Genomic DNA, 26,945 nt, shown 5'->3' with positions numbered 1-26,945 from the left:
AAAGAGTGTTCTCAGAGAAATTACTTTTATTTTATTTAATTCAATATTAAGTTTAATATTCTTTCATGATTTTATTTACTTGATAAACATACATAAATCCACCAAATACAATACCCGCAATAATAGCAGTAATAATTTCCATACCCCATTGAATACTTGTATGCTGTAAATATTTTATGATTAAACCTAAGAGAAACATAGCACTTCCGAAGTAAAGCATCAAAATCACACTTTTAATTCGATATTTATTCACTAATTTTTTATATTCTTCTGGTGAATAAACTTTATCTTTATTTAGTTCATCAGATTTTGTTTTATATAACAATACGCCATTAATTATAAAAAAGAAAATGAATAGTGATATTGTATTTAATGAAATTGTTTGGTGATACGCATCAATGATTAGGTTAGACAGTAACAAAATAGGCATACCAATATAAGTAATTATAAATGTAGTAGCCAATTTTTGATTTAAAAGCGTTCTCTCCCTTTCATCTTTTTCAGTTGATGTATTAGTAATCCAATTTAATAACTTTTCATTCAACTGACTCATATGAATACCCCTTTCAACTAGTAATTTTAGTATATGTCTAATATATATGACACATGTATTAATGTCAAATATAAATGACATTAATACTTAATTGTATTCATTTAACATAGAACATTGTATGATGTTGTTAGCAATATAATATAAAAGACTAAGGAGCAGTTTTATGACTCAATTATCACCTTATTTAGCATTTCCAAACACTAAAGAAGCTTTAAAATATTACGAAGAAGTATTTGGTGCGATGAATATTAAACGTTTAGAAGTCGGAGAAGATCAAGCGGAACATTTTGGAATGACAAAAGAACAAGCTAAAGAAGCAACTATGCATGCAGAATTTGAAATTGTTGGTGTGAAAATTTTAGGTGCAGATTCATTCGAACGTATTCAACCAATCAATAACGGCATTTCATTATTAATTGATTTTGATGTTAATGATAAAGAAGAAACTGAAAAAGTAGAAGCTTTCTACGATAAAATTAAAGACCATGAGTCTATCAATATTGAACTACCATTATCAGAACAATTTTGGGGCGGTAAAATGGGCGTCTTCAACGATAAATATGGCGTAAGATGGATGTTACATGGTCAAGATTATAATGCAACGAATCAGTAAATAGGTAATAATAAACAGGCTGGAACATAAATCCCAAAATAATAGCACTAAGGTGATTTATTTTAATCATCTTAGTGCTTTCTTTATACCCAATACTTCGTATTGTATGGCTCTCTTTCCCAGGGTACAGTTTCAGCCAGAAATACAGCACAGATAAATCTGTGAGTATTTCTAAGGTCTTCAACTAGCACTGTTCCCTCGGGAGTCTCGCCATAAATACTACGTATTTATATGTAATTTTACTTTAAAATATTTAAAAAATAAGGCACTTTCGTATAATTTAATAAGCATCACTAAACTAAATTAATGGAATCCTTATGTATAAAGATTAATCGATTTAGAGTAAACTCCAAAGTAGATGCTTTATCAAAATCTTTATTTGTACAATTTCATAATCAGTGTTTAAAACAAAATCTCATAGATAAAAAGGTAATTTCTATATTATTTCAATAGAAGTTACCTTTTTTCTCTTGTTCAAGAACTTTATGTCTCTGCCTCATTTATTATTTCTCTCGTTGTATTATTGTAGCTGGGCCGTTATTGACAATATCATAAAAATATTGAATCAATTCTTCTTTCGATATACGGTTAGGATCCTCTACCCAATGACGTATAAATGAAAGCCCCGCTCCAGATACATAACTCATAAAATAAGAAAATGGTATGTTACCAATTTTATTATTGTCGTTTTTAAAATGATTTAAATGTCCTGTGATAAGTTCATATAGCTTCTCATGCAAATTGGAATCCTTACCAATATTAAACATAAGTTGATAAAACGACATATTCTCTTCTATATTACCAATTAAAAACTCCATAATCGTACGTATATTATCAGCTGATATTGCTTTATTACTATATACATCATTTTCTTCAATAAATACTTTAATTTCTTTAACCTGCTCATCTTCCATTTGTTCTAATAAATCATATTTATCTATGTAATGCGTATAAAATGTACTACGATTGACGTCTGCTAAATCTGAAATTTGTTGAACTGTAATTTGTTCTAATTCCTGTTTATGCAATAAATCGATAAATGCTTGTCTGATTGCTTGCTGTGATTTTCTAATGCGTCGATCTTGCGGCATAATGTCACATCCTTTATCTCTATACAACAAGTATACGTTGTTTGTTGGTTATTACACAAATTAAGGACATTGATGATTGGAATTCTGATTATTACCTCTTATCATGAAGGTGTAAAGAAAAAGAAATCATGTAAAGGATGATTCATATGACAAGCAATTTATTAGGAAATCCAAAATTAACTGTTACAGATGTTAGCGATGTTAAAGAAGGTTTAAATCATATTGTTGTAGATAGTGTACAATTTGGTAATCAAGAAATGATTATGGAAAAAGATGTTACTGTTGAAATGAAAGATGGCGAAAATTTATATGTGAATATTTTCCGTCCTAACAAAGAAGGTCAATTCCCAGTAGTGATGTCTGCAGATACGTATGGTAAAGATAACAAACCAAAAATAACTAATATGGGTGCTAATTGGCCAACATTAGGCGCTATACCTACTTCAAGCTTCACGCCTGAAGAATCACCAGATCCAGGTTTCTGGGTCCCTCAAGATTATGTTGTTATCAAAGTTGCATTGCGAGGTAGTTCAAAATCAAATGGTGTCTTATCTCCATGGTCAAAACGTGAAGCAGAAGATTACTATGAAGTGATTGAATGGGCTGCACAACAAGAATGGAGTAATGGTAATATCGGAACTAATGGTGTTTCATATCTTGCAGTTACACAATGGTGGGTTGCGTCATTAAATCCTCCTCATTTAAAAGCTATGATTCCATGGGAAGGTTTAAACGATATGTATCGTGAAGTTGCTTTCCACGGTGGTATTCCAGATACAGGATTCTATCGTTTCTGGATTCAAGGAATCTTTGCGAGATGGACAGATAATCCAAATATTGAAGATTTAATTCAAGCTCAAAAAGACCATCCATTATTTGATGATTTCTGGAAACAACGCCAAGCACCACTTCATCAAATCAAAACACCTATCTTAGCTTGTGCAAGTTGGTCAACTCAAGGTTTACACAATCGTGGTTCATTTGAAGGATTTAAACAAGCAAGCTCAGAAGACAAATGGCTATATATCCATGGTCGTAAAGAGTGGGAAAGTTATTATGCTAGAGAAAATCTTGAACGTCAAAAAGCGTTCTTCGATTATTACCTAAAAGAAGAAGATAATGATTGGAAAGACACACCAACTGTCACTTATGAAGTAAGAGACCAATTTTATAGAGGTGAATTCAAAATAGCAACATCATTCCCATTACCAAATACTGAATATACTCCTCTATATTTAAATGGTAAAGAATTAACATTAAATCAAAATGCTGTCTCTGAAGAAAATACAACTAGTTATGATTCTGAAAATGAACAAGACGAAGTACGCTTCAGTTATACATTTGATAAAGATACAGAATTAGTAGGTAATATGAACTTAAAATTATGGGTAAGTACAGATGATACAGACGATATGGATTTATTTGCAGGTATTAAAAAATTAGATCGTCGTGGTAATGAAGTGCACTTCCCTGACTTTAACCATATTGAAGATGGTCAAGTTGCAACTGGTTGGTTACGTGCTTCACATCGCGAATTAGATCAAGAAAAATCAACCATTGCTCAACCTTGGCATACACATGAACAAGAATTAAAACTTAATAATGGTGAAGTCGTTCCTGTAGAAATTGAATTACTACCTTCAGGCACATTATTTAAACAAGGTGAAACTCTAGAAGTTGTTGTAAAAGGAAGCGAAGTAGTAAAAGGTAATAGTACACCTGGTATGAGTACACGTTATGAACATAACGAAACAGTAAATAAAGGACATCATCATATTCACACTGGCGGACAATACGATTCTCAACTAATCATTCCCGTAACAAAATAAATATATTAAAATGACCACTCAAAAGGATTTCTCCTTTTGGGTGGTCATTTATTATTAATTATTTTCTGGAACTTTTAGTATCCAGAACCTACTTTTTCTCCGTCTTCATCATATTCAGTTACATAACCGTCATCTGAATCTACAGTATATGAACCTGCTAAATTACCATCTTTATCTTCAAATGAGAATCCCCATTTGCCATCATCTGTTTTTTCAGGTTCTTTGTACGTATATTCATCTGTATCTAATGTATGTCCTTCATATGACTCAACTTTGTCGATAACGTTATCACGAGTTACTTCTTCTGAATCACTGTCACTATCATCATCATCATCATCGTCGTCTGATTCCATTTTCTTATCGTAATAATCATCTATAGCGTCTTCATCAAATTTGACTGTTACATCTGATACGCCATTATCTTCTTCACTAGCACTTGAAACATTTACAGAACTTGATTTAAATGTTTCACCTTCTAAAGTACCTTGTGCATATACGATGACATCTTCGTCAGGATCATAAGGACCAAATGTATCAGATTCATCGCCTTCATTTTTATCGTTCACATAGATGTTAATATCATCTAACATTGAACCACCTTCAGTAGTTACGTTGAATCGCTTTTGTCTAAATGATTCTTTCGCAATACCGTCTTCCTCACTCATAGTAATGTTAATCGCACCATCGAATGTTTTACCTTCCATTTTCTTAGAGGCCTTTAAATTATAATCTCCAATTGGGAACGTGCCCATTGGTTTACTTTCAGCTTCATCAACAGAAAGATGATGTTTTTCCCCATTAAATTTATAAGTAATATCACCGGTATCAGTAGGTTCAATATATACTTTTTTTTGTGGAATATTGAATTTATAGTTATTAAAGAATAAATATTTTTTGCCGTCTTTTTCAATATTTAATACATTATCATCGTCTGTATTAACAGATAAACTATGACATTTACCGTGCTCAACTTCTTTCGTATTACTTTCAATTTGGTTTGCTACGTTAGTTAAGTCGCCTTCAGCCTTGAGGTAATTTAAATAAGCACGTGCTTCTTGTTCACTCAATTTATTATCTGCTGAAGTCACTTGTTTAGCTAGACCTTTTGCATCATCTTTCTTAACTGCATGTGCGATTTGGTCTGCTTGTTTTTCAGGTGAAAATTGATGTTTTAAAATTGCAAAGATAGCAATTAACATTGCTAAAACAACTGCAACTATAACAATGATTAATATTGTTTTTTTCTTACTTTTCTTCGGTTGTGGTTCATATTGTTGATACATAGATGCATTATTATAACCTTGGTTAGGTTGTTGTGAATGAGTATGATTGTGAGAATTTTGTTGTGAATCCTGAGATGTGTTAACTGGTGCCCCACAATTAGTACAAATTTTAACGTCTTGGCGTAAAGGTTTACCGCAATTACTACAATATTTCATTAATAACCACTACCTCCACCGAATAAGTTATTAAAGAATGAATCTCTTGTTTCATCAAATGATTCTAAAATACTTGAAAGTGTTACTTCTCCGAAAATTCTCATCAAGATAAAAATAACAATTAAGTAAATAACAATACCATAAAAACTTGAAAATCTAGTGAAGTTAATACCACTATATTTCGCAATTAAATATACACCAGAAGCTACAAGTATAACGAAAGATAACATTAAGACAACCATGCCAAATGTGTATGCTTCCATAACTAATAGAATGATAGATACAAGTAACATTGCAACTGTGACACTATTAATTAATATGAAATCAGAAAATACCTTTTTAAATGGTATCGCTTGAACTACAACTAATCTTGTCATTCCGAATATTGTACCTACAATTGCAGCTAAAAGAATAATTAAGCTAATAATAATAGAGAACACGATTTTGGATTCTGAAGTAAATAAAGATACTTCTTCTGGAATAGCTAAGAAAAGAATGATTGCAAGTACGATTAATCCAATTGCTAATAGTGAACCTAATAATTTAAAACTGAATGTATGAGTACTTTTAATCTCTCTATCAGGATCTACAAAAGCACTTTTGAAGAAACCTTTACTTTCTTGAGTCACTTCTTTAGCTTGTTCACTAAACTGATTTGTTTGTTGTTGATACTGATGTGGTTGTTGTTGGTACTGTTGATTTTGATTATAGTTTTGATATTGATTCTGGTATTGGTTCTGATTTGGATTTTGATTTTGATTTTGATTCTGGTTTGGGTTTTGATTTTGGTATTGCTGTTGTGTGTTGTTAGGTTGTGAGTGTTGGTATTGATTGTGATTTGCGTGAGTTTCTGCAGATGCATTACTTTGATTCATTGATTGTGATTGTTCATGTGAGGCATTGCTAGTAGAATTCATTGTGCTATTATGAGTTGATTGAGTGGCCTGTTGTTTATTTGAGTGAGAATCAGCTTGTTTAATATCGTCCTCTGCTGATGTAACTGCATTAGATTGACGATTAACTTTTGTGCCGCATTCTCCACAAAATACATCATCTTGTTCGATTTGATGACCACAATTAGGGCATTTCATAATGGTACCTCCAGTATTTTATTGTTTATCTTTGCAAATTATAACATTTTATTTATGTTGTTTTCTATGAAATTTCAAATATTTTTAAAAACCTTTAATAAAGTTTGTTATATTTTTAGATATATCAAATACCTTAATAGATATTTTTACTAAAAAAATATTTTTTAATAGATAGTAAGTAGTTGGTAACACAATTAGTCCTAATATAAAAAGCGTTTTATTTTTTAATTTAAAGTCACACAAAAATACGATATATTGTAAATAAAAAAGCTAGTAAACGAGTTTTGATAAACTCATTTACTAGCCATTTTTCTAAAAGATATGTCCCAGGTTCTTAATTGTTATTATTTATTTTTATGTATTTTCTTATTTAGTTGATGATCAGATTGACTAAATACTTCTGCTTCATTAAATGTAAGAACAACATTAACAGGACTTTCATCACTATTAATAGATGGTACATTCACTTCATTTGATTTAAATGCTTGGTTCCCTACATAACCTACACCATAAACAAGCAAGTCATCTTCTCCACTAAAAGGTCCATAATTAATATAGTCTTTTAATCTACCAACATTTTTATCATTAATAACTAAATCCATTTTATTAAACATATAACTATTTTTAGTTGTTACTTTAAATCGTTTTTCACTAAAATCTTCTTTAGCTAAAGTACCATATTTTTTCAAACTAAAAATAATATTGCCGTCATATGTACGATTTCCGATTTTTTTAGTTGCGTCTAATTTATATTCACCTAAAGGTACAGCATTTAAACTAACGATATGACCTTTTACTAAACGAACATTATACTTTTTGTTATTTAAACGATATGTCAATTTACCATTATCTTTAGCATCTAATGTAAAGTTAAATCGTGGTATTTCAAATTGAAAGTTTTTAAACAAACCGAATAAATGAATCTGTTGATGTATCGTTAAGATTGTCACTCCTTCTAATTCAACATCTTGTGTTTTACCTTTATTTTGTTTTAAATGATATGCTGCCGATGTTAATTGATGTAAGAATTTTTTATTACCACCAAATGAATTGATCAAAGATACATATGCCTTAGCTTCTTCATTTGTTAATTGTTGATTATTGGATATTACTAATTCAATCAATTGGTCCGTATTTTTATGATCGATTGCATCTGAAAATAATTGAACCTTTTTATCTAGTGCGTTTTCTAATCTATAGAAAGATAAAATACTAATTAATATGATCGTCATCAAACAAAGTACCAGTATTATAAGTGACAATGGTTTTTTAGGTTTGCGAAATCGATACCTTTTAGACGCATGAGAAGCATGAATTTGATGCGAATATCTTTCTGTATATTTTTTTGTAGCTAACATAGAATGATAACATCTTGTGCAGTAATCATTATTAATATACATAGGTTTCTTGCATTGTTTACAGTAAGCCATTAAAACCACTATCCCATAATTTCATAAGATAATCGTTGATTAATTGTTCTATAATCATATGACCTAATAAATAAACTAAAATTGTCATTACCAATTGATAGATAATGATACTATATATGCTTGCGATTTTTGTACTATACATAACACTATATTTAGCCAAAATATATGACGGTGAAATGATATATAAGAAAACACTAGCAACAACTAAGATAATGATAGCTAATTTTGTTACGCCTAGTATAGCTAATATCAATCCTATTAATAATGTTATGACTGAAAACGTATTAACGACAATGAAATCAGACACGACCTTGTGAAGTTGGACTTTCGTATTTAAACTTATTTTCAAAACACTATACAACACGCCAATTGATAAAGTTGTACTACCTAACATTATCATCAATATATAGAAAGTTATCTTTAAAGGTGAGCTGCTTGCCATAAATAAAAATAAATCTGAAGATAAAATGATTATTAGTAAAGTACTCAACAACGTTCCTATACATACTAATGATAATAAAAAACGATAATTAAATGTGACTTGATTCTCAAAAATATCATCCACAGATTTAAATACATGGGTGAAGAATTTTTTACCTTCAATTTGTAAATCTTTAAAGAAATTTTCCATCGATGACATATTATCATCTGTTATTTCTTCAACAAATGAGTCATTTTCTTCAAGTGTAGATCGCTTTCTCGTTGTTTGATGAACCGATGTCGTCTTTTTATATAATTGACGTTCATTATTAACATCATCTTTTTTCTGAGATTGCTTTGAAGTACTTTGAAGTTGTTGGTCCTCTGTCATTGTAGATGCTGTTGGAACGTTTTGTGTCGCTTCATCTGGTTTAATTATTTCTGCACCACATTGAACACAAAATCGATCTTCTGGTTGATGATTCTGACCACAATTAAGACATTTCATGAATTTTTAATTCCTCCACTATAACTATTTAGATAGATTATATTACATTCCAACACCCTATTCTATATTATTTTTATTTTATTTATTAATATTTAAAAAGTCCTAACAATAAATTATACTAATTTGTTAGGACTTGCATTTATATATTTAATTATCACTGTTATTAAACAATTGTGTTTTCTTTTTCATGTATCATTTCAATGATGTCATTATGTTCATTCAATACAGCTACTTTTGGTGCATGATGCTTAATTTCTTCTTCATTTAATTGAGCATAAGTCATAATTATAACTACATCATCTATTTCAACTAAACGAGCTGCAGCACCATTCAAGCAAATCTTACCAGTACCTCTTTCACCAGCAATGACATAAGTTTCAAAGCGCGCACCGTTATTATTATTTACGATTGCAACCTTTTCATTTGGTAATATATCAACCGCTTCTAAAATATCTGAGTCAATAGTGATACTGCCAACATAGTTTAAGTTAGCTTCTGTCACCCTTGCTCTATGAATTTTAGAATTCATCATTGTTCTTATCAACTTATTCAGCTCCAATTATTATATTATCTATCAAACGTGCTTTTGAAAATTTAACAGCTAATGAAATAAAGATTTGACCTTCAATTTTAGTTTGTTCTTCTAACTCTGGATAACTATAGATAGCCACTTCATCTACTTGACCACTTGTGTAATCAAGTAAATATTGAGTAATTTCATCTATAATAACTGAACTATTGCGTTCTCCATTATTATATAATTCACGTGCTAATTTCAAACTCTTACTTAAATGAACCGCTTCTTGTCTTTCCTCTACTGTTAAGTAAACATTTCTTGAACTTTTTGCTAATCCATCTTTTTCTCGAACAATATCCACACCTATAATTTCAATTGGCTGATTAAAATCTTTGACCATTTTTTCTACGATTGCCAGTTGTTGCGCATCCTTTTTACCAAAGTAAGCATAATCTGGGCTTACAATATTAAATAATTTATTAACTACAGTTACAACACCTTCGAAATGTCCCGGACGTTGTGCACCTTCAAGTACATGTGCTAATTTACCAATTTTAAGTGTTACACCTAGTTCATCAGGATACATTTCTTCTACACTTGGATAAAACACATAATCGACATCAATTTGTTCTATCATTTCAACATCTTTATCAATTTGGCGAGGATATGCATCAAAATCTTCATTAGGTCCGAATTGTAGTGGATTAACAAAAATACTCACTACAGTTACATCATTAAATTCTGATGATAATTCCATCATTTTCAAATGACCTTCGTGTAAAGCACCCATAGTAGGTACAAAACCTATCGTTTGTCCGTGTGTCTTATATTCTTTAGCAATATTTTGCATTTCACTTACCGTTGTTATCACTTTAGTCATTGTTATTTACCTCACTCATAATTTTTTTCTTATACGTGTGTGTTTCAGAGGGAAATGCGCCTGATTTAACTTCTTCATTGTACTGTTTTAAACCATTAATACCAATTGAAAAGTCACTATATTGCTTAACAAATTTTGCATGACGTTCAACACCATAGTTGAGCATGTCATGATAAACCAATACTTGCCCATCAGTGTCTTTTCCTGCACCGATACCTATGACTGGAATCGACAATTTTTCACTAATTACTTGGGCAAGATCACTAGGTATTGCTTCAAGAACTAGCGCAATTGCACCCGATTCTTCCATAAGGCAAGCATCTTCAATTAATTGTAATGCTGCTTCTTTAGTACTACCTTGTAATTTGTATCCTGTTACGCCTACACTTTGTGGTGTTAAACCTAAATGTGCTACAACCGGAATACCCATTCTAGTCGCTTTTTTTATAAATGTTGCTAAATGAGCACCTTCCGCTTTAATCGCATTTGCGTTCGTTTGTTGGTATAAATCTAAAGCATGTTGTAAATCCAGCTCATCACTGATACCAACCGTACCAATTGGCATATCTACGACTACAAACGTGTCTGGCGCTCCACGACGTACGGCTTTTGCGTGGTGTATCATATCATCTATTGTAACTTGAACTGTACTTTCGTAACCTAACACAGTCATCCCTAAGGAATCTCCCACTAGTATCATATCTATATTTGCTTCTTGTGCTTGTTTTGCACTAGGAAAATCATAAGCAGTAACCATTGAAATTTTGTTACCTATTTGTTTCATTTCAATTAACTGAGCTAAAGTTTTCAATTCAATTCATCCTCAATTTCCTATATTATTAGCAATAGTATAATGAATCTAATCAAGAAAGGAAAGCATAAATATTATGACAATTGGTGTTATTGGTCCTGGAGCTGTTGGAACGACTATAGCTATTGAATTACAAAAGAAATATCCTGACACTTTATTAATTGGTAAAAAAAGACAAGAATTACATTATTTCCCAGAAAATGAAAAAGAAGCAATCACAATGTCTGTTACACCTTATCAAAATATAATTCAACCTCTTGATGTACTATTCATTGCCGTTAAAACATACCAACTAGATTCTGTACTTTCAAAATTATCTTCAATCATACATGAAAATACATTAATTATCCTTGCTCAAAATGGATATGGATATCTAGAGAAAATTCCTTATGAACATGCATATCAAGCTGTAGTCTATATCAGTGGTCAGAAAAACAATAATAATATCGTGCATTATAGAGACTATTGTCTTCATTTGAAAGATACAACAAGAACACGACAATTACAAAAGTTAACTAACAAAACTAAAATTAAAATAATACTTGAAGATAATATTGAACAAAAAATATGGTATAAACTATTAGTCAATTTAGGAATTAATTCAATAACAGCAGTAGGTCGAGATACAGCTAAAATTTTGCATTCAGCTCATATTAAACATATTTGTAGAGAAATTATTTCAGAGGGTATTACAGTAGCAAATGCTGAGGGAATCACTTTTGATGAAAGCACGCTAAACTCTATTATGACAATATATGAAGGTTATCCTGATCAAATGGGAACAAGTATGTATTACGATATCATGTCTAATCGGCCTTTAGAAATGGAAGCAATACAGGGCTATATATACAATAAGGCACGACAACATCAATTACATACGCCTTATTTAGATACTATTTATTCATTTTTATCTAGCTATCAACAACGTATTATTCAAAATTCAAGTTCACAATAATTTATTTTTATAGACAAACAAAAAAACTGAGACGTTATTGATCACGCCTCAGTTTTACTATAATTATTCAGCTTCTCTTATTTCATCTGCAATATCTTTATAATCAATATCAGCATTTGTAAATGTTTCATCATATGATGGGAAATGTTGTTCAAATGTTTCGAAGTTTTGTATTTCAACTTTAACGTCTTCGACTTCAAAGTCTAATACGTGACCACCAAAGTTACGATCATCGTTAGCAAAATGAACATGGAAACCTGCTGAACCTACACCATGGAATAATTCTGGTGTAAAGAAACCAACTACAGAACCTTTGATATTCGTTTCAGTTTGTTCAGGTTGTCTACGTGCTGAATCAATTAAACGAGTATACGGTGGTTCTTGACCTGGCATCATACGTACATGCATTTTTTTGAAAACTCCAGAAATTTTTACTGCTGAGAATAAATTTTCACTAAGCATTTTTTCTTTCACTTCATTAAAGACCGCTTCAGATGATTTATCTTTAGTTTGATAAGTCGTATCTGCTGTGAATTTTGCTACTGTAGCATAAGGTGTTAATTCATCGCCTTTTAATTCAACAAATTCTTTATGTTCATTAGCATGATAAGCTTTACCATCAATAAATATTACTTCCCCATTAGAACCAGTAAGTGTTGCTATTCCTAAATCACCATGTTCTAATAGTTCATTAATTGATGCAGTCCCTTTTAGTAATCCTGCCATCAATGTTCCTAATGTACCGTGTTGGTATAAGACATTAGTCATAAACAATTTCACTCCTAATTCGTGTTCATCTTTATTAGTTAAATGCGTCAGGTAACATGTTTGTAGAAAGCTTCATGTTATCTTTATAGTTAACTGGAATATCAATCAATACTGGACCATCAGTGTCATATCCTTCTTTGATAGCTGCTTCTAGTTCTTCTTGGTTAGTGACACGTATTCCTTTAGCATCAAATGCTTCGGCATATTTTACATAGTCAACTGAACCAAAATCTACACCTGATGAACGTTCATATTTCATTTCTTCTTGGAATTCGACCATATTATATTTACCATCATTCCAAATTAATTGAATGATATTTAAATTTTTACGCACGGCTGTTTCTAAATCTTGTGCTGAGAATAAGAAACCACCATCTCCAGCAACTGAAACAACTTGTGTATTTGGTCTTACAAGTGCAGCTGAAATAGCCCAAGGTAAAGCAACACCTAATGTTTGCATACCATTACTGAATAGTAAATGTCTTGGATTATAGCTTCTGAACTTACGAGCCATCCATATATAGTGACTACCTACGTCTACTGTCACAGTTGTATCATCAGTCAACATTTTTTGCATTGATTCGATAATTTCGATTGGATGTAACACACCGTCTTCATGTGTTGCTTTAATACCAGTTTCTTCAATAATATGCGCTCTTAATTTTTCTAATTCATCTAAATGTTGTTGATTAATAAATGGTTCATCAACTTTGTTAGAAATGATTTCAATTGTTCCTGCAATATTACCAATTAATTCTTTCATTGGTTGCATATAATTAGTAATTTCTGCTGGAATTTCATCAATATTGATAATTTTAGTATCTAATTCTTTATTCCAGTTACTTGCTTCATATTCAATTGGATCATAACCTATTGTAACTACTAAATCACTTTTACGAAGTAATTCATCACCAACTTGGTTACGGAACAATCCTACACGACCAAAGAAATGATTTTCTAATTCACGGCTAATCACGCCAGCACCTTGGAACGTTTCTACAACTGGTAAATTGGTTTTTTCAACTAATTTACGAATTGCGTTCGTTTCGTTAGCACTTGAACTTCTCATACCAGCAAGTAAAACAGGGAATTCAGCATTTTTAATCTTTTCAATCACATCATTAATATCTTGTTCACTTGGAATACCAAGACTAGGTTTTTCACAATGTGCGATTGCTTTAGATTGAACTGGTGCTGAAATGACATCTTGCGGAATACTAATAAAGCTTGCACCATTTTTACCTGATGTCGCTGTTCTCATTGCGTTTGTCATAACTTCTGATAAAGATTCAGGATCTTGAACTTCTTCACTATATTTTGTTGAATATTTTAATAAAGCAGCATTGTCGATACTTTGATGTGTTAAACGAAGTAAGTCATTACGTTTAACTTGTCCTCCTAATGCTAATACGGGATCTCCTTCAGATGTTGCTGTTAATAATCCAGTAGTCAAGTTACTCACTCCTGGACCACTTGTAACAAGTGCGACACCTGGTTTACCAGTTAATCGTCCTATACCTTGTGCCATCATTGCCGCGTTTTGCTCGTGACGCGTTACAATAAGTTCTGGTCCGTCGTCTTCCAATGCATTGAATAAATAATCAATTTTTGCACCTGGAATACCAAATACGTACTCAATACCATTATTTTTAAAAGTATCAATTACCATATCGGCTGCGGTATATTGTTTGTCTGCCATGCTATTCATTTCCTTCCATTTTTCACATATTTATTTTATCGTGACGATAACATCAGTGTGAAAATGATTCCCCATTACTTGATAAAATATTTAAAGTATATTCTGATAGATTAATCTAAAAGATGTTTCACTGAATCATAAGTTGTTTCTAATGCTTCAACAGATTGTTTGAATAATTCTTTTTCATGATCGCTTAAAGGTGTTTCATAAACCTTGCTTGCACCATTTTCATTGATTAAAGTTGGTACACCAACATATACACCATTAAATCCATATTCACCATTCAATTGTGAAGATACAGTTAATACATTGTTTTCATTATTTAATAATGCTTTTGAAATTCTTAATAATGCTAGTGCAATACCATAATAAGTTGAACCTTTAGCTTGAATGATTTCATAAGCAGCATCTCTTGTTTGTTCATAAATTTCTTGTGCTTTAGCTTCGCTACCAGTTTGTTCTTTAAGTGTGTCATAAACTGAAATACCAGCAATGTTGGCTTTTGACCATACAGCTAATTCAGAATCACCGTGTTCACCAATAATTGAAGCGTGGACACTTGCAGGTGCTACATTCAATTCTTTACTAATTAAATATCTAAGTCTTGAAGAGTCTAATACTGTACCTGAACCGATAACGCGTTCAGCTGGTAATCCAGTTAACTCTTTAACATAACGAGTTAAGATATCTACTGGATTTGCAGCGATTAAGAAGTAACCATCAAAACCACTATCCATAATACTAGTTATAATATCTTTCATGATTTTTGTGTTTTTCTCTACTAATTGTAAACGTGTTTCACCTGGTTTTTGTGGTGCTCCAGCTGTAATTACAACTAAATCTGCATCATTACAATCACTATATTCTCCAGCTTTAACGACAACTGGTGAATCACTATGAAGTGCGCCGTGGTTTAAGTCTTGAACGTCAGCATTAACTTTATCTTTAGCAATATCGATAATTACGAATTCATCTGCAACACCTTGAGTTACCATTGCAAATGCATAACTAGATCCTACTGAGCCATCTCCAACTAAAACAACTTTTTTACCAAATTTTTTCATATCGAAAAACTCCTTCATTTTTGATGAGACTGAATACAAAGCATATGTTATCGCCTCATACATATATTTAATTACATATAATCCACTTTCATTTTAAATATACTTTATTAATATTTGTGTGTAAACATACAAGGGTTCAAATGATGTTAACGTCACTAATTTGTTGGTTTTAAGTTCCCTACGCACTTAATTATAGTAGTTTGTGAAGTATTAATAAAATACATAATTTCGATTAATAACATTCCAAAAAGGAATAGAAAAAATACTTCAATGTACATGTCCATTAAAGTATTTTTTACTGTTCTGATATTAAATTAAATGTCTATTTCGTTCTTAAGTCTTTTATAAATTGAATCCATTCACGTGTTACAAAATTAAGATATGCATCTCTTCTCCAAATTAAACCTAGATGCCATGATAAATCTGCATTTTCTAATTGTAGTGCTTTTACATTATCTCCCATTAAACGAACTAAACTCTCTGGTACCACGCTAATTCCGATACCTTGACTAATCATATTCGCTATAAAACTAATTTGAGATATATTAGCTACAGTCTTAGGATAAAATCCTAATCGCTTACAGTTTTCAATAATTTGATCTTTAAGATAATAATCATCATGGAACAATACAAATTCTTCCTCTTTAAGTTCAGCTAAATCGACTTTTTCTTGTTGTGCTAGTGAATGATTTTTACTAACCACTAACAATAACTCTTCATTATATAGTGGAACTGAATGAAATAATGATGCATCGACAGGTAACGTCGTAATTCCAATATCTACTTCATCTGTTTCTGTGAGGTTCTCAACTATTTTACCTCCACCTTCCATGACTTCATAAGTCACTTTCGGATATAACTGGTGAAATTGATTCAAACTATCAGTAAATAATTGAACATTCATCATTGGTGACAAGGCTATTCTAATATGTCCTTTTTGCACATTCATGACATCATTCATCTCTAATGATAGTTTTTCAAATAACGCTAAAAATTCTAAACTGTTATCATAAAATGTCTGACCAATATCTGTCAGTTTGATTTGCTTTTGAGAACGATCGAATAATGTTATATCGTATTCATTTTCTATACTTTTGATTGCTTTACTTATCGTTGACTGTGCGATATATAGATGTTCTGATGCTTGTGTCATACCACCACGTCTGACTGTTTCAACAAAGTATTTGATTTGTTTTATTTCCATAGCTTTTACCTCTTAAATTAAAGTTTAGTAGTTATTCAGCTGTATGTTCTCTTCTATAAATTAATGAACTGTAAAATATAAAAATGACTATCAATATTGTTGCCGCAACTAATATGGCATAAGTTCCTAAAAATAGTTGAACTTCTGCTGAGACAATGGCACCAATAATAAAGCTTAATACTATTCTAATGTAAAGTTGAGCCTTTCTCAATTGAGCCTTATCCCTATTTAACATATACTCACTCAATGCAATGACACCATTCTTAATGTTTCCTGTAGAGAAGGTATTATTATATCCTTCACCCTCAATTTTACTAAAAGATGTTGTAAGCATTGCCATACCAAATGCTAGTGGAGGGAGAATATATAAATTTGAAACAGAAGTAGGTAAAAACCCGACAATAATACAACTTAATGTGATAGGCACTAAAGATACTAATCTCCAATATCGTGTTGCCATTTGATGATGGATTAAAGAGACGAACATGACACCAACCATAAATGAAATGACTGACGAAATTTTTAACATTCCTCCATTTAAATCACTATGTGATAACTCTGAAGCAAGAAATATAATGTTTCCTGTTTGTCCGGCTGCAAGTGTGCCTCCTCTAGTTAAGAAGGTATATGCATCAATATATCCGCCTACAAAGGTAAGAAGTACGGCAATTTCTTTACTTTGATATATGTTCTCTCTAATAAATTTTTCTAAAGCCACATTTATCGCCTCTATTTTTTACTTTTAAAATATTAAAACGTGATAATCTTTATTTTATTGAAAGTTCAATATAACTCTATTGTAAAGAATAAATTGTAAAAAGCTAAAATATAGTTCACATTTATTAAAAAAATACTTTTTATAGGGTTATTTTCTGTTATAATCAAGTTTATCCTTTTATATTTGAATATTTTGTCAACAATATCCTCCAATTAAAACGGAAAGTTTTAATTTTTCAGAATTTTTAGACAAAATACAAACGATTTATGCTATTATATAAATTATTAAAATGACAGTTAAATATAACTCATTTATTTACGGAGGTTTAGTATGTCTAGTTTTTTTAAACGTTTAACACAAAAAGAAGATCCTTCCATCTATCAAAGTAAAGATGGTCATTTAAAAAGAACTTTACGTGTTCGTGATTTTCTTGCATTAGGTGTGGGTACTATCGTTTCCACATCAATATTTACATTACCTGGGGTAGTAGCTGCGGAACATGCAGGTCCAGCAGTAGCTCTATCATTTTTATTAGCAGCTATTGTAGCCGGATTAGTTGCATTTACATATGCAGAAATGGCCTCTACAATGCCCTTTGCTGGTTCTGCTTATTCATGGATCAATGTCTTATTTGGTGAATTCTTTGGTTGGGTTGCAGGATGGGCCTTATTAGCAGAATACTTCATTGCCGTTGCATTCGTTGCATCTGGTTTCTCGGCCAATTTAAGGGGTCTAATTAAGCCTCTTGGTATAGAATTACCTAAAGCATTATCGAATCCATTAGGTAGTAATGGCGGTGTCATTGATATTGTCTCTGCCATTGTTATTATTTTAACTGCATTACTTTTATCAAGAGGTATGAGTGAAGCTGCTCGTATGGAAAATATTTTAGTAATTTTAAAAGTATTAGCTATCATATTATTTGTAATTGTAGGTTTAACTGCCCTTAACTTTAGCAATTATGTTCCATTTATTCCTGAACATAAAGTAACTGATGCAGGTGACTTCGGTGGTTGGCAAGGTATTTATGCTGGCGTATCTATGATTTTCTTAGCATATATTGGATTTGATTCAATCGCTGCTAACTCTGCAGAAGCGGTTAACCCTTCTAAAACAATGCCTAGAGGTATTTTAGGTTCTTTAGTCATTGCTGTCGTATTATTTGTAGCGGTAGCATTAGTATTAGTAGGTATGTTCCATTACAGTCAGTACGCTGATAATGCTGAGCCTGTAGGTTGGGCATTACGTGAAAGTGGTCATGGTATTATTGCAGCTATAGTACAAGCTATCTCAGTTATTGGTATGTTTACTGCTTTAATTGGAATGATGTTAGCAGGTTCAAGATTGCTATATTCATTTGGACGTGATGGTTTGTTACCTGCTTGGTTAGGAAAACTTAACAACAAACATTTACCAAATAGATCCTTAGTTATTTTAACAATCGTCGCCGTTATTATTGGATCAATGTTCCCATTTGCTTTCTTAGCACAATTAATTTCAGCTGGAACATTAATAGCATTTATGTTTGTTTCGTTAGCAATGTATCAACTTAGAAAACGTGAAGGTAAAGACTTACCTGTTCCATCGTTTAAGTTACCATTGTATCCAGTATTACCAGCAGTAACTTTTATCCTTGTTCTATTAGTATTCTGGGGATTAAGTTTTGAAGCTAAATTATATACATTAATTTGGTTTATTGTTGGTATAATCATTTATCTATTTTATGGAATGAGACATTCTAAAAAAGACCGTGACGATGCATATCACTCACCTAAAAAATCTTAAAAACAAAAAAAGAGTTCCACGAAGTTTAATTCACTTTGTGGAACTCTCTTTTTTTAGATATTTTCACTATAGATTACCAACCTTGGCCCTCTATTTCATATTGATTTAATTCTCCATTATTTAATGCTTTTATCGCATTTTCAATTGTAGTTAAAGCATAATCTAACTGTTCATATGTGATAACCAATGGAGGTTGGAACCTTAATACGTTACCTGCAACTGCGATAATAACTATGCCTTTATCAAAGCAATAGTTACAAATCTTTAATGCAGCTTCTGGATCACGTGTCTTTTCTATAGAATTAGATACGACATCAATACCTATTGATAATCCTATACCTCTTACATCTCCGATACAGTCGTAATCTTTTACCCATCGATCCATTGTTTGACGCACATATTTACCCTTTTCAGTGCTTGCTTCAAGTAAATGTTCTTCCTCTATCATTTCAAGGGTCGCCAATGCCGCTTCGCAACTAACAGGATTAGCACCCGTAGTAAATAAATGAGCCGGAGCTTCTAGTGTCTCCATAATTTCCTTACGGCCAACAATAGCTGACATAGGTAATCCACCAGCTAATGATTTGCCAAATGTAATTAAATCAGGTGTAAAATCAAAGTGTTCAACTGAACTCCATGTACCTGTGCGACCTAATCCCTGTTGAATATCATCTACAGCAATGAGTATGTCATGTTCTCTACAAATACTTTCTAAAGCTTTGAAATAACCTGGCACTGGCTCTAATAAACCTCCATCGCCTTGAATCGTTTCTAAAACAATACAAGCGACTTCTTCAGCTGGGACATACTTATCAAACATTTCTCGAAGTGGTGCTAAATATTCATCTACAGTATTTGAAGCGGGTTGTTCAAATAAACCTCTATAATTATCAGGAAATGGAATATGGTAAAAACCATTCAATAACGGTCCATAACTTTTTCTCATATTCAAACTAATCGCTGACATGGATAAAGCCCCAAACGTTGAGCCATGATAGGCATTAGTAAAACTAATAATATATGGTCGACCAGTATATGCTCGGGCAAATTTGATAATGCCATCATTAGCATCTGATCCTGTTAAACCGAATGTCACTCTTTTTTCGTAGTCACCTGGTGTAATATCACATAATTTTTTAGACAAACGAATCAATGGTTCATGATACATATAAGCAGGTGTGTAATGTACGAATTTGTCGACTTGTTTTTTAATTGCATCTGTTACTTTTTTTGGTGCATGCCCTACATTTTGTGAACTTGCACTAGCTAATAAATCAATGTATTCTTTGCCATCAACATCAACTAATGTTGCACCATAGCCATGATCAATGGCTAAAGGATAATATTTGATTCTTCCAGATTTAGCAAAATATTGCTCATCTTCTTTTATTAAGTCGTGCGCTTTACTCATAATCAAATCATCCTTCCATGATTGAACTTCACTTCATTACTGTTAATTAATTAGATAAAATAATATTCATTATTCCTCAGTTATAAAATGATTTCGATTTGATGATAGTACTCAATATACTAATATTTTTCAGATTTGTAAATATTTTCCGAAAATTCTAACTAAAAATAATCATAACTACTATTTATACTGAAATATTTGTGTATAAATAGTAGTAAATAGGGAAATCATTACTATCAAATAACTGTTAGGATGTGTTATTTATTTTAAAAATTTTATACCATTTTTTAAGTGCTATAATCATTTCCTTTATCTTATTAATAAGTAATGTCGTTATAGACTTATTTTTACAACATACGCACTTAACTCAATTGTTACTTAATATAGATTTTTTAACTAATCCTCAAAATGTACCAACTTGGATGGAGATAATTATTCACCTATTTATTGGTATTAGCATTTATATTGTTTTTGTGATTTTGTATTATATTTCTAAACATTTTTATCATTTAGCTTATCTACCATTAATGATTATATTTGTAATTATGTACCCTTTACTTATTAGTATTGCTCAAAGATCATTTTTCACATTTAGTTGGTTAGAATACATGTGGTGGATGATTGCACATATTATTTTCACTTTATTAATGTATATCAGTATCAGTTTCATTAGTAGGAACAATAAATATAGATAAAGCAAAAAGGTCGACGCAAATTCATGCATCGACCTTTTTTAGCTTATTTAACTTTTTCTATTCTTCGTCACCATTTTCATCATATTTAGTAACATTACCATCTTCGTCAACAATATATGATCCTGCTAGGTCACCGTCTTTATCAGTGAATGAGAAGCCCCACTCTCCATCACTATTCTTTTCTGGTTCTTTATATGTGTATGTGTCAGTATCTAATTTGTGACCTTCATAATCTTCAACTTTATCTATCACGTTATCACGCGTTACAGTTGTGTATTCAGAATCTGAAGAACTATCACTATCATCAGAATCGTCTGATTCACTAAAATCTTGATTTTCATCAATAGGTTCTCCAAAACCTTTAACTTCTTCAGATGACATGTATTTTAACATTTTATCAATTTCGGATTGACTCGCATCATATAATTTAACTGTTTTCGCTTCATCTATAATTCTTTGTGTTTCTCTATCGGAATAACTAGGTGTAACCCATTCTTTTCCTTGGAAATGTGATGGAACATTATAAAGTGTGATTGTGCCATCATTGTTATTTTTATATACAACCTGACCTGCTGCATTAACACTCGGTAATAATACTTGAGTACCTTCTGGTAAACGAGCAGAATTTTTAGGCATGTATGGATTAACGAGCCCATTTGACGCATCTCCATGTTGGATTTCTAAATCTTCAAATTGGCTTTCTTTAGAACCTCTATAACTATCTAGCGCAGTTAACCAAACTTTAGCATAATATTCTTCAGAGTTTGTATCTTCTTGTTGTGATTTTGAATGATTTGAAGATGAATTATTTGAACTACTACTAGATTGTGAAGATTGATTGTTATTCGATTTATTATCACTGTTACTATTACTCTCACTAGTTGAGTCATCAGATACTTTAGAACTTCCTTTGTCATTGTCATTATTTCCAAAACTGCACCCTGCTAAAAGTAAAGATGCTGTTAATAAAGCCCCTGCTACCTTTTTCATTAAACAATCCCCTTTGTTATTTTTGTATATACATTACATTATAATTTTATTATAAACTACATTATTTCAAAAACATATATCCATTTACACAATAGTTGTAATTTACATAACTTTAACAATAGTATTGTTTTCAATATCAATTTAAATCGTTATAGTCCCATCTGTATGAATTATTAAGTTCTTTAACATAACTTAAAGTTTAAGTGTTGATTACTTTAAATTAGCCTATTTATAAAAAATGGGTGGTACACTATTGATGTAAGAAATATTAAATCATTCACTAATTGGAAATGGGGTTTTCATTATGAAGAAACGCTCTATACTAGTAACAACTGTTTTAGCAACTGCTGTTCTCTTTTCAACATCATTTGCTAGTGAAGCTAAAGCTGAGGAAGTCACAACAAACAATGCCGTCCAAGTGGCAAAACAGGCTATGACAAATAGTGGTGGTAATCCCGACTTGCAAAACTTTAATCAAGTTAAAGATAAAGGACAATATTTCATCATTTGTATAAACAATAAATCTGGTGTTGGCGTTGGAACATATAAAGTATATAAAAATGGTGAAGTTGAATATAAAAGTGGTAACTTTGGAGAATATAGTACTTTAAATTCAAAAGATAATTATACTGCACAAGGTATTAGTTCAAAATCCTATAACGAAAAAGAAGATGCTAAACAAGAAAATACATCTGTAGACAGTACAAAAGAGTTAAATGCTTACTATGTTGGTCATGTAAAATCAGATGAACTACCTGAATCTGGCCAAAAAGATATACTACCTAATGAAGCATTAGCTGGTCTGTCACTTGTTGCAGGTACAATACTTATTAGCCAAAGACAATTAAGAAAAACCTCATAAATTCAATATATATATGTAGAGAGTTATCGTTTTTAAAATGATAGCTCTCTATTTTTTATATAATTTCTCATTTAAATAGTGACGAATTTTTGAAAAATGCCTACTATTTTAGAACAACCTGAATAAAAAAACTATGTCGTGGTATATATTATCTGTAGACAAATTCAATATATAAACGCTTATATATATAAATACATTAGGAGGTAATGTAATAATGAAATATGTAATTGTAGGTACATCCCATGCAGGTTACGAAGTTATTCAAACTATTTTAAAAGAAGATAAAAATGCAGAAATAGAAGTATTCGAAAGTGGTGACAAACCTTCATTCCTTTCTTGTGGTATTCAAAGCTATTTAGAAGATGTATCACCTTCTTTAGATTCTTTACACTATGCAAACGAACAATCATACAAAGACCAAGGTGTTAATATTCATGTTAATAGTACTGTAACGGATTTAGATACAGATAATAAAACAGTTACAGTTGAAAAAGATGGCAATAGTTCAGAAGTATCTTATGATAAATTATTCTTAAGTCCCGGTGGTAAAGCCGTTGCACCACCTTTTGATGGTATAGATAAATATAACAACGTACTATTTATGCGTGGTCGCGAATGGGCAGATCAAATTAAAAAACGCATGCCTAATGCTAAAAAAGCTGTTGTAGTTGGTGGCGGCTATATCGGTATTGAAGCAGCAGAGGCATTTGCTAAAGCAGGTATTGAAACAAAAGTTATCGATGTTGCTGAACGTATTTTAAATACCTATTTAGATTCTGAGTTCACTGATATTTTAGAACAAAATAGTAAAGAACATAACTTAGAATTTATTGGCGGCGAATCAGTAAAAGCTTTAGAAGGCGACAATGAAGGTAATGTAAATAAAGTAGTAACTGATAAAAATGAATATGAAGCGGATACAGTATTAATAGCTGTAGGTGTTGCACCTGCTACTGAATGGTTAGACGGCAAAATTAAACTAGGTAATAAAGGTATTATCGAAATTAATCATAAACAAGAAACTTCAGCTAAAGATGTTTATGCTGGTGGCGACGCTACGTTAGTTCCATTCGCACCTATTGAAGAAGACCGTTATATTGCATTAGCTACTAATTCAAGACGTCAAGGTGTGACTGCTGCTAAAAATATGTTAGGTCATGACGTAGAAATGCCACGTGTCTCTGGTACTTCAGGATTACAATTATTTGATTATAAATTTGGTCAAACTGGTGTTCACGGAACTGAAAAAGATAGCTATGATGGTAATTTAGGTGAAAAATATGTCAAAGAACTTATTAGACCTAAATTCATGCAAGATGAAACAGACATTCATATGAAAGTGATATTTGATGAAGATAGTCATAGAATTCTAGGTGCTCAATTAATGTCTAAAGAAGACGTTACAGAAGCAATTAATACTATTTCTATTGCAATCTCTGCTGGTTATACTTTAGAACAATTAGCAGTACAAGACTTCTTCTTCCAACCAGATTATGACCGTCCTTGGAACTATTTAAACGTATTAGCTCAACAAGCATTAAATGATACGTTCGGTAGCGATCAAATGTTATTCTAATTCAATATTATTGATTGTAAAATACCTCTTGTGGTTAATTAGCCACAAGAGGTGTTTTTAATTTCTATTTATTTTGTTTATCCTTTTGATAATCTTTATCTTGGTTTTCACCTTTTTTAGGATTAAAGTTAGCTCCTTCAGTATAGTCATTACCTGCATTCCATAATAAGAATTCATTCACACCATTATCTTTTAAAGCTTGGACTTGATCAGATAATGCTTGTGCATCATATTCTTTATAATTTCCCTCTCCTAAATAAGAAGCAGTAAAGTCTTGAATCCAAGGTCTTGAAATTGGCTTTTTCTTACCTAATTCATCTAAAATACTATTTTCCTTTTGAATATATCTATTTACTGTTTTATATGGTTCTGTATCTGGCGCTTCTAATCCGAAATCACCCGGACTCCAATGAGACGGATAAATCATTGAAGAAATAGCGTCAACATTTTTAGAGATTTTAGGGAAACTTTGTCCAATTCCTGGCGCATTTTTTACTAGTGCAGAATAACCAAAAACATCTGCAGATATTTTAACTTTATACGGTTTTAATTCTTTATGTGCATATTCTAAGTAATTTGTGACCGTATCTACACGTTGGTCACCTTTACTTAATTTACTGTTTTTATAATCGCCTTTATCATAATCTAATTGATCTGCTTCATTTTCAAAACCTTCAGGGAATCTAACATAATCATATTGAATATCTTGGAATCCGGCTTTTGCGGCTGCTTTTGAAATGTTTACATTATATTTCCAAACATCTTTGACAAATGGGTTAACAAAACTTTCTCCTTTGCCATTTTGCCAAACTGAGCCGTCCTTTTCTTTAAATGACCACTCTGGGTGTTCTTTAGCTAATTTAGTATCTTTAAATGTGACTATACGAGCAATGGGATAAATATCATTATCTTTCAATTTTTTCAATAATGGTTTTGCTTCTGCAATATCCATCGTATTTTTATCTATCAATTTATTACCTGTATTAAATTTCATAGTGACATTACCTTCGTCATCTTTAACATCGATAACCATTGCATTTAATTTTGCATCTTTTACATATTTAATCAATTGATCTATTTTCTCACCTTGTGTTGAATTACTCGTAACATAAATACCTTTAACACCATCTTTAGGGTATGCTACTTTATTCTTTTGGTTTGCTGTTTGTTCTGATTTATTAGTATCTTTATTATCATTGTTGCCATTATTGCTACCATTACTACAACCTGCGATAATTATTGAACTTGCTGCTAATGTCACCCATAATTTTTTATGATTCATCCCTAAACCCCTTATGTGTATTAAAAAAGATTTCTTAACCATTTTATGTTTTTAAACAATATATTAAATTAAAGAAAACTTTTCTTAATTATATATTAGCACATTGCATCATTTAATTTGTATTTTACATACATAAATTATCGGAAATAATTGTTGGTTATTTAATAATCCATAATTTCTCTGGATATTGACGTTTAATCGCTTTTATTTTTTCGTGATTTTCTTTAGGAAAGTCCCATATGTACTTTAGAAATTCTATACTCATTGTTTTAGGATTCGCACCGACATTTTTATTGGTTACAACGTGTTTGATATATCTTTTAACTGCTCTCAACATACACTTTAATCGTGTTTCTTGTAACCAAATTATTGTATCAGCCTTACACACTCTCATTTCTAAAGTATCTGTATAGTTTCCATCAATAATCCATTTATTTAACATTATTATTTTCTGAATTTCACTAATAAATTGTTGTTGGCTTATAGTTGAAATTGAATTTTTCCAAAATATGTCATCTAAATGATAAAGTGGTAAATTCATTTGATGGCTAAGTAGATTGCTTAAAGTTGATTTACCAGTTCCTGGACTACCAATGATTAGTATTCTTCTACACATCATCCCCACCACCTTTACGAACATTATTATAAGTCGATTTTTTGACTTTATACTATTATAGTGTAATTTTCTTGAAATTTATAAGTTGAATCGCTTGAGAATCAGATTAATTTTTATCATACTGTAGATGAAAGTTAA

25 protein-coding genes are annotated in these 26,945 nt (G+C 31.3%); 7 read left to right on the top strand and 18 right to left on the bottom strand.

The window, feature by feature from the left end; genetic code table 11:
- Window positions 1-52 precede the first annotated feature (52 nt).
- Window positions 53-553 (bottom strand): DUF3278 domain-containing protein, encoded by a 501-nt coding sequence (locus N524_RS0106120; protein ID WP_029055962.1) that lies wholly within the window; start codon window positions 551-553, stop codon window positions 53-55.
- A gap of 163 nt (window positions 554-716) precedes the next feature.
- Between N524_RS0106120 and N524_RS0106115 the strand changes: the two genes are divergently transcribed.
- Window positions 717-1,166 carry a VOC family protein gene (locus tag N524_RS0106115; RefSeq protein ID WP_029055961.1) on the top strand — a complete coding sequence of 150 codons (450 nt, stop codon included), beginning with the start codon at window positions 717-719 and terminating at the stop codon, window positions 1,164-1,166.
- A 503-nt stretch (window positions 1,167-1,669) separates the two neighbouring features.
- On the opposite strand, the gene N524_RS0106110 is transcribed toward N524_RS0106115, so the two are convergent.
- A complete protein-coding gene (locus N524_RS0106110; protein WP_029055960.1) occupies window positions 1,670-2,257 on the bottom strand; it encodes a TetR/AcrR family transcriptional regulator in 588 nt (195 codons plus the stop codon).
- Between the two features lie 146 nt (window positions 2,258-2,403).
- On the opposite strand from N524_RS0106110, the gene N524_RS0106105 reads away from it, so the two are divergent.
- The gene (locus tag N524_RS0106105; protein WP_029055959.1) at window positions 2,404-4,086 is read left to right on the top strand and encodes a CocE/NonD family hydrolase; all 1,683 of its coding nucleotides are present in this window, start codon (window positions 2,404-2,406) and stop codon (window positions 4,084-4,086) included.
- Window positions 4,087-4,160: 74 nt separating this feature from the next.
- Here N524_RS0106105 and N524_RS0106100 read toward each other — a convergent pair whose 3' ends face one another.
- The 7 genes from N524_RS0106100 to panB form a co-directional block, all read right to left on the bottom strand.
- Entirely contained in the window at window positions 4,161-5,525 is a 1,365-nt protein-coding gene (locus N524_RS0106100; RefSeq protein ID WP_029055958.1) for a zinc ribbon domain-containing protein, read from the bottom strand.
- The gene (locus N524_RS0106095) at window positions 5,525-6,616 is read right to left on the bottom strand and encodes a zinc ribbon domain-containing protein (protein WP_029055957.1); all 1,092 of its coding nucleotides are present in this window, start codon (window positions 6,614-6,616) and stop codon (window positions 5,525-5,527) included. Before N524_RS0106095 ends, N524_RS0106100 begins: the two co-directional genes overlap by 1 nt.
- A gap of 344 nt (window positions 6,617-6,960) precedes the next feature.
- Entirely contained in the window at window positions 6,961-7,848 is an 888-nt protein-coding gene (locus N524_RS0106090) for a TcaA second domain-containing protein (RefSeq protein ID WP_029055956.1), read from the bottom strand.
- A 184-nt stretch (window positions 7,849-8,032) separates the two neighbouring features.
- The gene (locus N524_RS0106085) at window positions 8,033-8,974 is read right to left on the bottom strand and encodes a zinc ribbon domain-containing protein (protein ID WP_029055955.1); all 942 of its coding nucleotides are present in this window, start codon (window positions 8,972-8,974) and stop codon (window positions 8,033-8,035) included.
- Between the two features lie 163 nt (window positions 8,975-9,137).
- Window positions 9,138-9,518, bottom strand: coding sequence for an aspartate 1-decarboxylase (panD, locus tag N524_RS0106080; protein WP_029055954.1), 381 nt, complete (start codon window positions 9,516-9,518; stop codon window positions 9,138-9,140).
- 1 nt (window position 9,519) lies between these two features.
- Complete coding sequence (gene panC, locus N524_RS0106075; RefSeq protein ID WP_017636621.1) at window positions 9,520-10,371, bottom strand: pantoate--beta-alanine ligase; 852 nt, start codon at window positions 10,369-10,371, stop codon at window positions 9,520-9,522.
- Window positions 10,364-11,182, bottom strand: coding sequence for a 3-methyl-2-oxobutanoate hydroxymethyltransferase (gene panB / locus N524_RS0106070; protein ID WP_029055953.1), 819 nt, complete (start codon window positions 11,180-11,182; stop codon window positions 10,364-10,366). Before panB ends, panC begins: the two co-directional genes overlap by 8 nt.
- Before the next feature lie 76 nt (window positions 11,183-11,258).
- On the opposite strand from panB, the gene N524_RS0106065 reads away from it, so the two are divergent.
- Window positions 11,259-12,137: an oxidoreductase gene (locus N524_RS0106065; protein WP_037555593.1), complete on the top strand. Its 879-nt coding sequence runs from the start codon at window positions 11,259-11,261 to the stop codon at window positions 12,135-12,137.
- Between the two features lie 63 nt (window positions 12,138-12,200).
- Here N524_RS0106065 and budA read toward each other — a convergent pair whose 3' ends face one another.
- The 5 genes from budA to N524_RS0106040 all read right to left on the bottom strand — a co-directional run bounded on the left by budA (window position 12,201) and on the right by N524_RS0106040 (window position 17,590).
- Window positions 12,201-12,905, bottom strand: coding sequence for an acetolactate decarboxylase (gene budA / locus N524_RS0106060; protein ID WP_017636624.1), 705 nt, complete (start codon window positions 12,903-12,905; stop codon window positions 12,201-12,203).
- 34 nt (window positions 12,906-12,939) lie between these two features.
- Window positions 12,940-14,604: an acetolactate synthase AlsS gene (gene alsS, locus N524_RS0106055; RefSeq protein ID WP_029055951.1), complete on the bottom strand. Its 1,665-nt coding sequence runs from the start codon at window positions 14,602-14,604 to the stop codon at window positions 12,940-12,942.
- A 110-nt stretch (window positions 14,605-14,714) separates the two neighbouring features.
- Window positions 14,715-15,668: an L-lactate dehydrogenase gene (locus N524_RS0106050; protein WP_029055950.1), complete on the bottom strand. Its 954-nt coding sequence runs from the start codon at window positions 15,666-15,668 to the stop codon at window positions 14,715-14,717.
- 322 nt (window positions 15,669-15,990) lie between these two features.
- Window positions 15,991-16,872: a cidABC operon transcriptional activator CidR gene (cidR, locus tag N524_RS0106045; protein WP_029055949.1), complete on the bottom strand. Its 882-nt coding sequence runs from the start codon at window positions 16,870-16,872 to the stop codon at window positions 15,991-15,993.
- Window positions 16,873-16,903: 31 nt separating this feature from the next.
- On the bottom strand, window positions 16,904-17,590 hold the full coding sequence (locus tag N524_RS0106040) for a YoaK family protein (RefSeq protein ID WP_017636628.1): 687 nt from the start codon (window positions 17,588-17,590) through the stop codon (window positions 16,904-16,906).
- A gap of 330 nt (window positions 17,591-17,920) precedes the next feature.
- On the opposite strand from N524_RS0106040, the gene N524_RS0106035 reads away from it, so the two are divergent.
- Window positions 17,921-19,375 carry an APC family permease gene (locus tag N524_RS0106035; protein ID WP_029055948.1) on the top strand — a complete coding sequence of 485 codons (1,455 nt, stop codon included), beginning with the start codon at window positions 17,921-17,923 and terminating at the stop codon, window positions 19,373-19,375.
- Between the two features lie 73 nt (window positions 19,376-19,448).
- Here N524_RS0106035 and N524_RS0106030 read toward each other — a convergent pair whose 3' ends face one another.
- Window positions 19,449-20,786, bottom strand: coding sequence for an aspartate aminotransferase family protein (locus N524_RS0106030; protein WP_029055947.1), 1,338 nt, complete (start codon window positions 20,784-20,786; stop codon window positions 19,449-19,451).
- 263 nt (window positions 20,787-21,049) lie between these two features.
- Here N524_RS0106030 and N524_RS13650 point away from each other — a divergent pair, with 263 nt between their 5' ends.
- Window positions 21,050-21,481, top strand: a complete 432-nt coding sequence (locus tag N524_RS13650; RefSeq protein ID WP_072291833.1) for a hypothetical protein — start codon at window positions 21,050-21,052, stop codon at window positions 21,479-21,481.
- Window positions 21,482-21,538: 57 nt separating this feature from the next.
- Here N524_RS13650 and N524_RS0106025 read toward each other — a convergent pair whose 3' ends face one another.
- Window positions 21,539-22,471, bottom strand: a complete 933-nt coding sequence (locus N524_RS0106025; RefSeq protein WP_029055946.1) for a hypothetical protein — start codon at window positions 22,469-22,471, stop codon at window positions 21,539-21,541.
- Between the two features lie 304 nt (window positions 22,472-22,775).
- On the opposite strand from N524_RS0106025, the gene N524_RS0106020 reads away from it, so the two are divergent.
- Together N524_RS0106020 and N524_RS0106015 are read left to right on the top strand one after the other, a co-directional pair.
- Entirely contained in the window at window positions 22,776-23,333 is a 558-nt protein-coding gene (locus tag N524_RS0106020; RefSeq protein ID WP_029055945.1) for a hypothetical protein, read from the top strand.
- 214 nt (window positions 23,334-23,547) lie between these two features.
- A complete protein-coding gene (locus N524_RS0106015; RefSeq protein WP_029055944.1) occupies window positions 23,548-24,909 on the top strand; it encodes an FAD-dependent oxidoreductase in 1,362 nt (453 codons plus the stop codon).
- 64 nt (window positions 24,910-24,973) lie between these two features.
- Here N524_RS0106015 and N524_RS0106010 read toward each other — a convergent pair whose 3' ends face one another.
- Window positions 24,974-26,191, bottom strand: a complete 1,218-nt coding sequence (locus N524_RS0106010; RefSeq protein WP_029055943.1) for a putative glycoside hydrolase — start codon at window positions 26,189-26,191, stop codon at window positions 24,974-24,976.
- A 157-nt stretch (window positions 26,192-26,348) separates the two neighbouring features.
- Window positions 26,349-26,807: a topology modulation protein gene (locus N524_RS0106005; protein WP_029055942.1), complete on the bottom strand. Its 459-nt coding sequence runs from the start codon at window positions 26,805-26,807 to the stop codon at window positions 26,349-26,351.
- Window positions 26,808-26,945 lie beyond the last annotated feature (138 nt).

Origin of the sequence: Staphylococcus sp. URHA0057 (assembly GCF_000620265.1) — a bacterium.
Taxonomy (GTDB): Bacteria; Bacillota; Bacilli; order Staphylococcales; family Staphylococcaceae; genus Staphylococcus; species Staphylococcus pasteuri.
The sequence above is the reverse complement of the archived record's forward strand: the minus strand, read 5'-3'. Positions and strand labels throughout refer to the sequence as shown.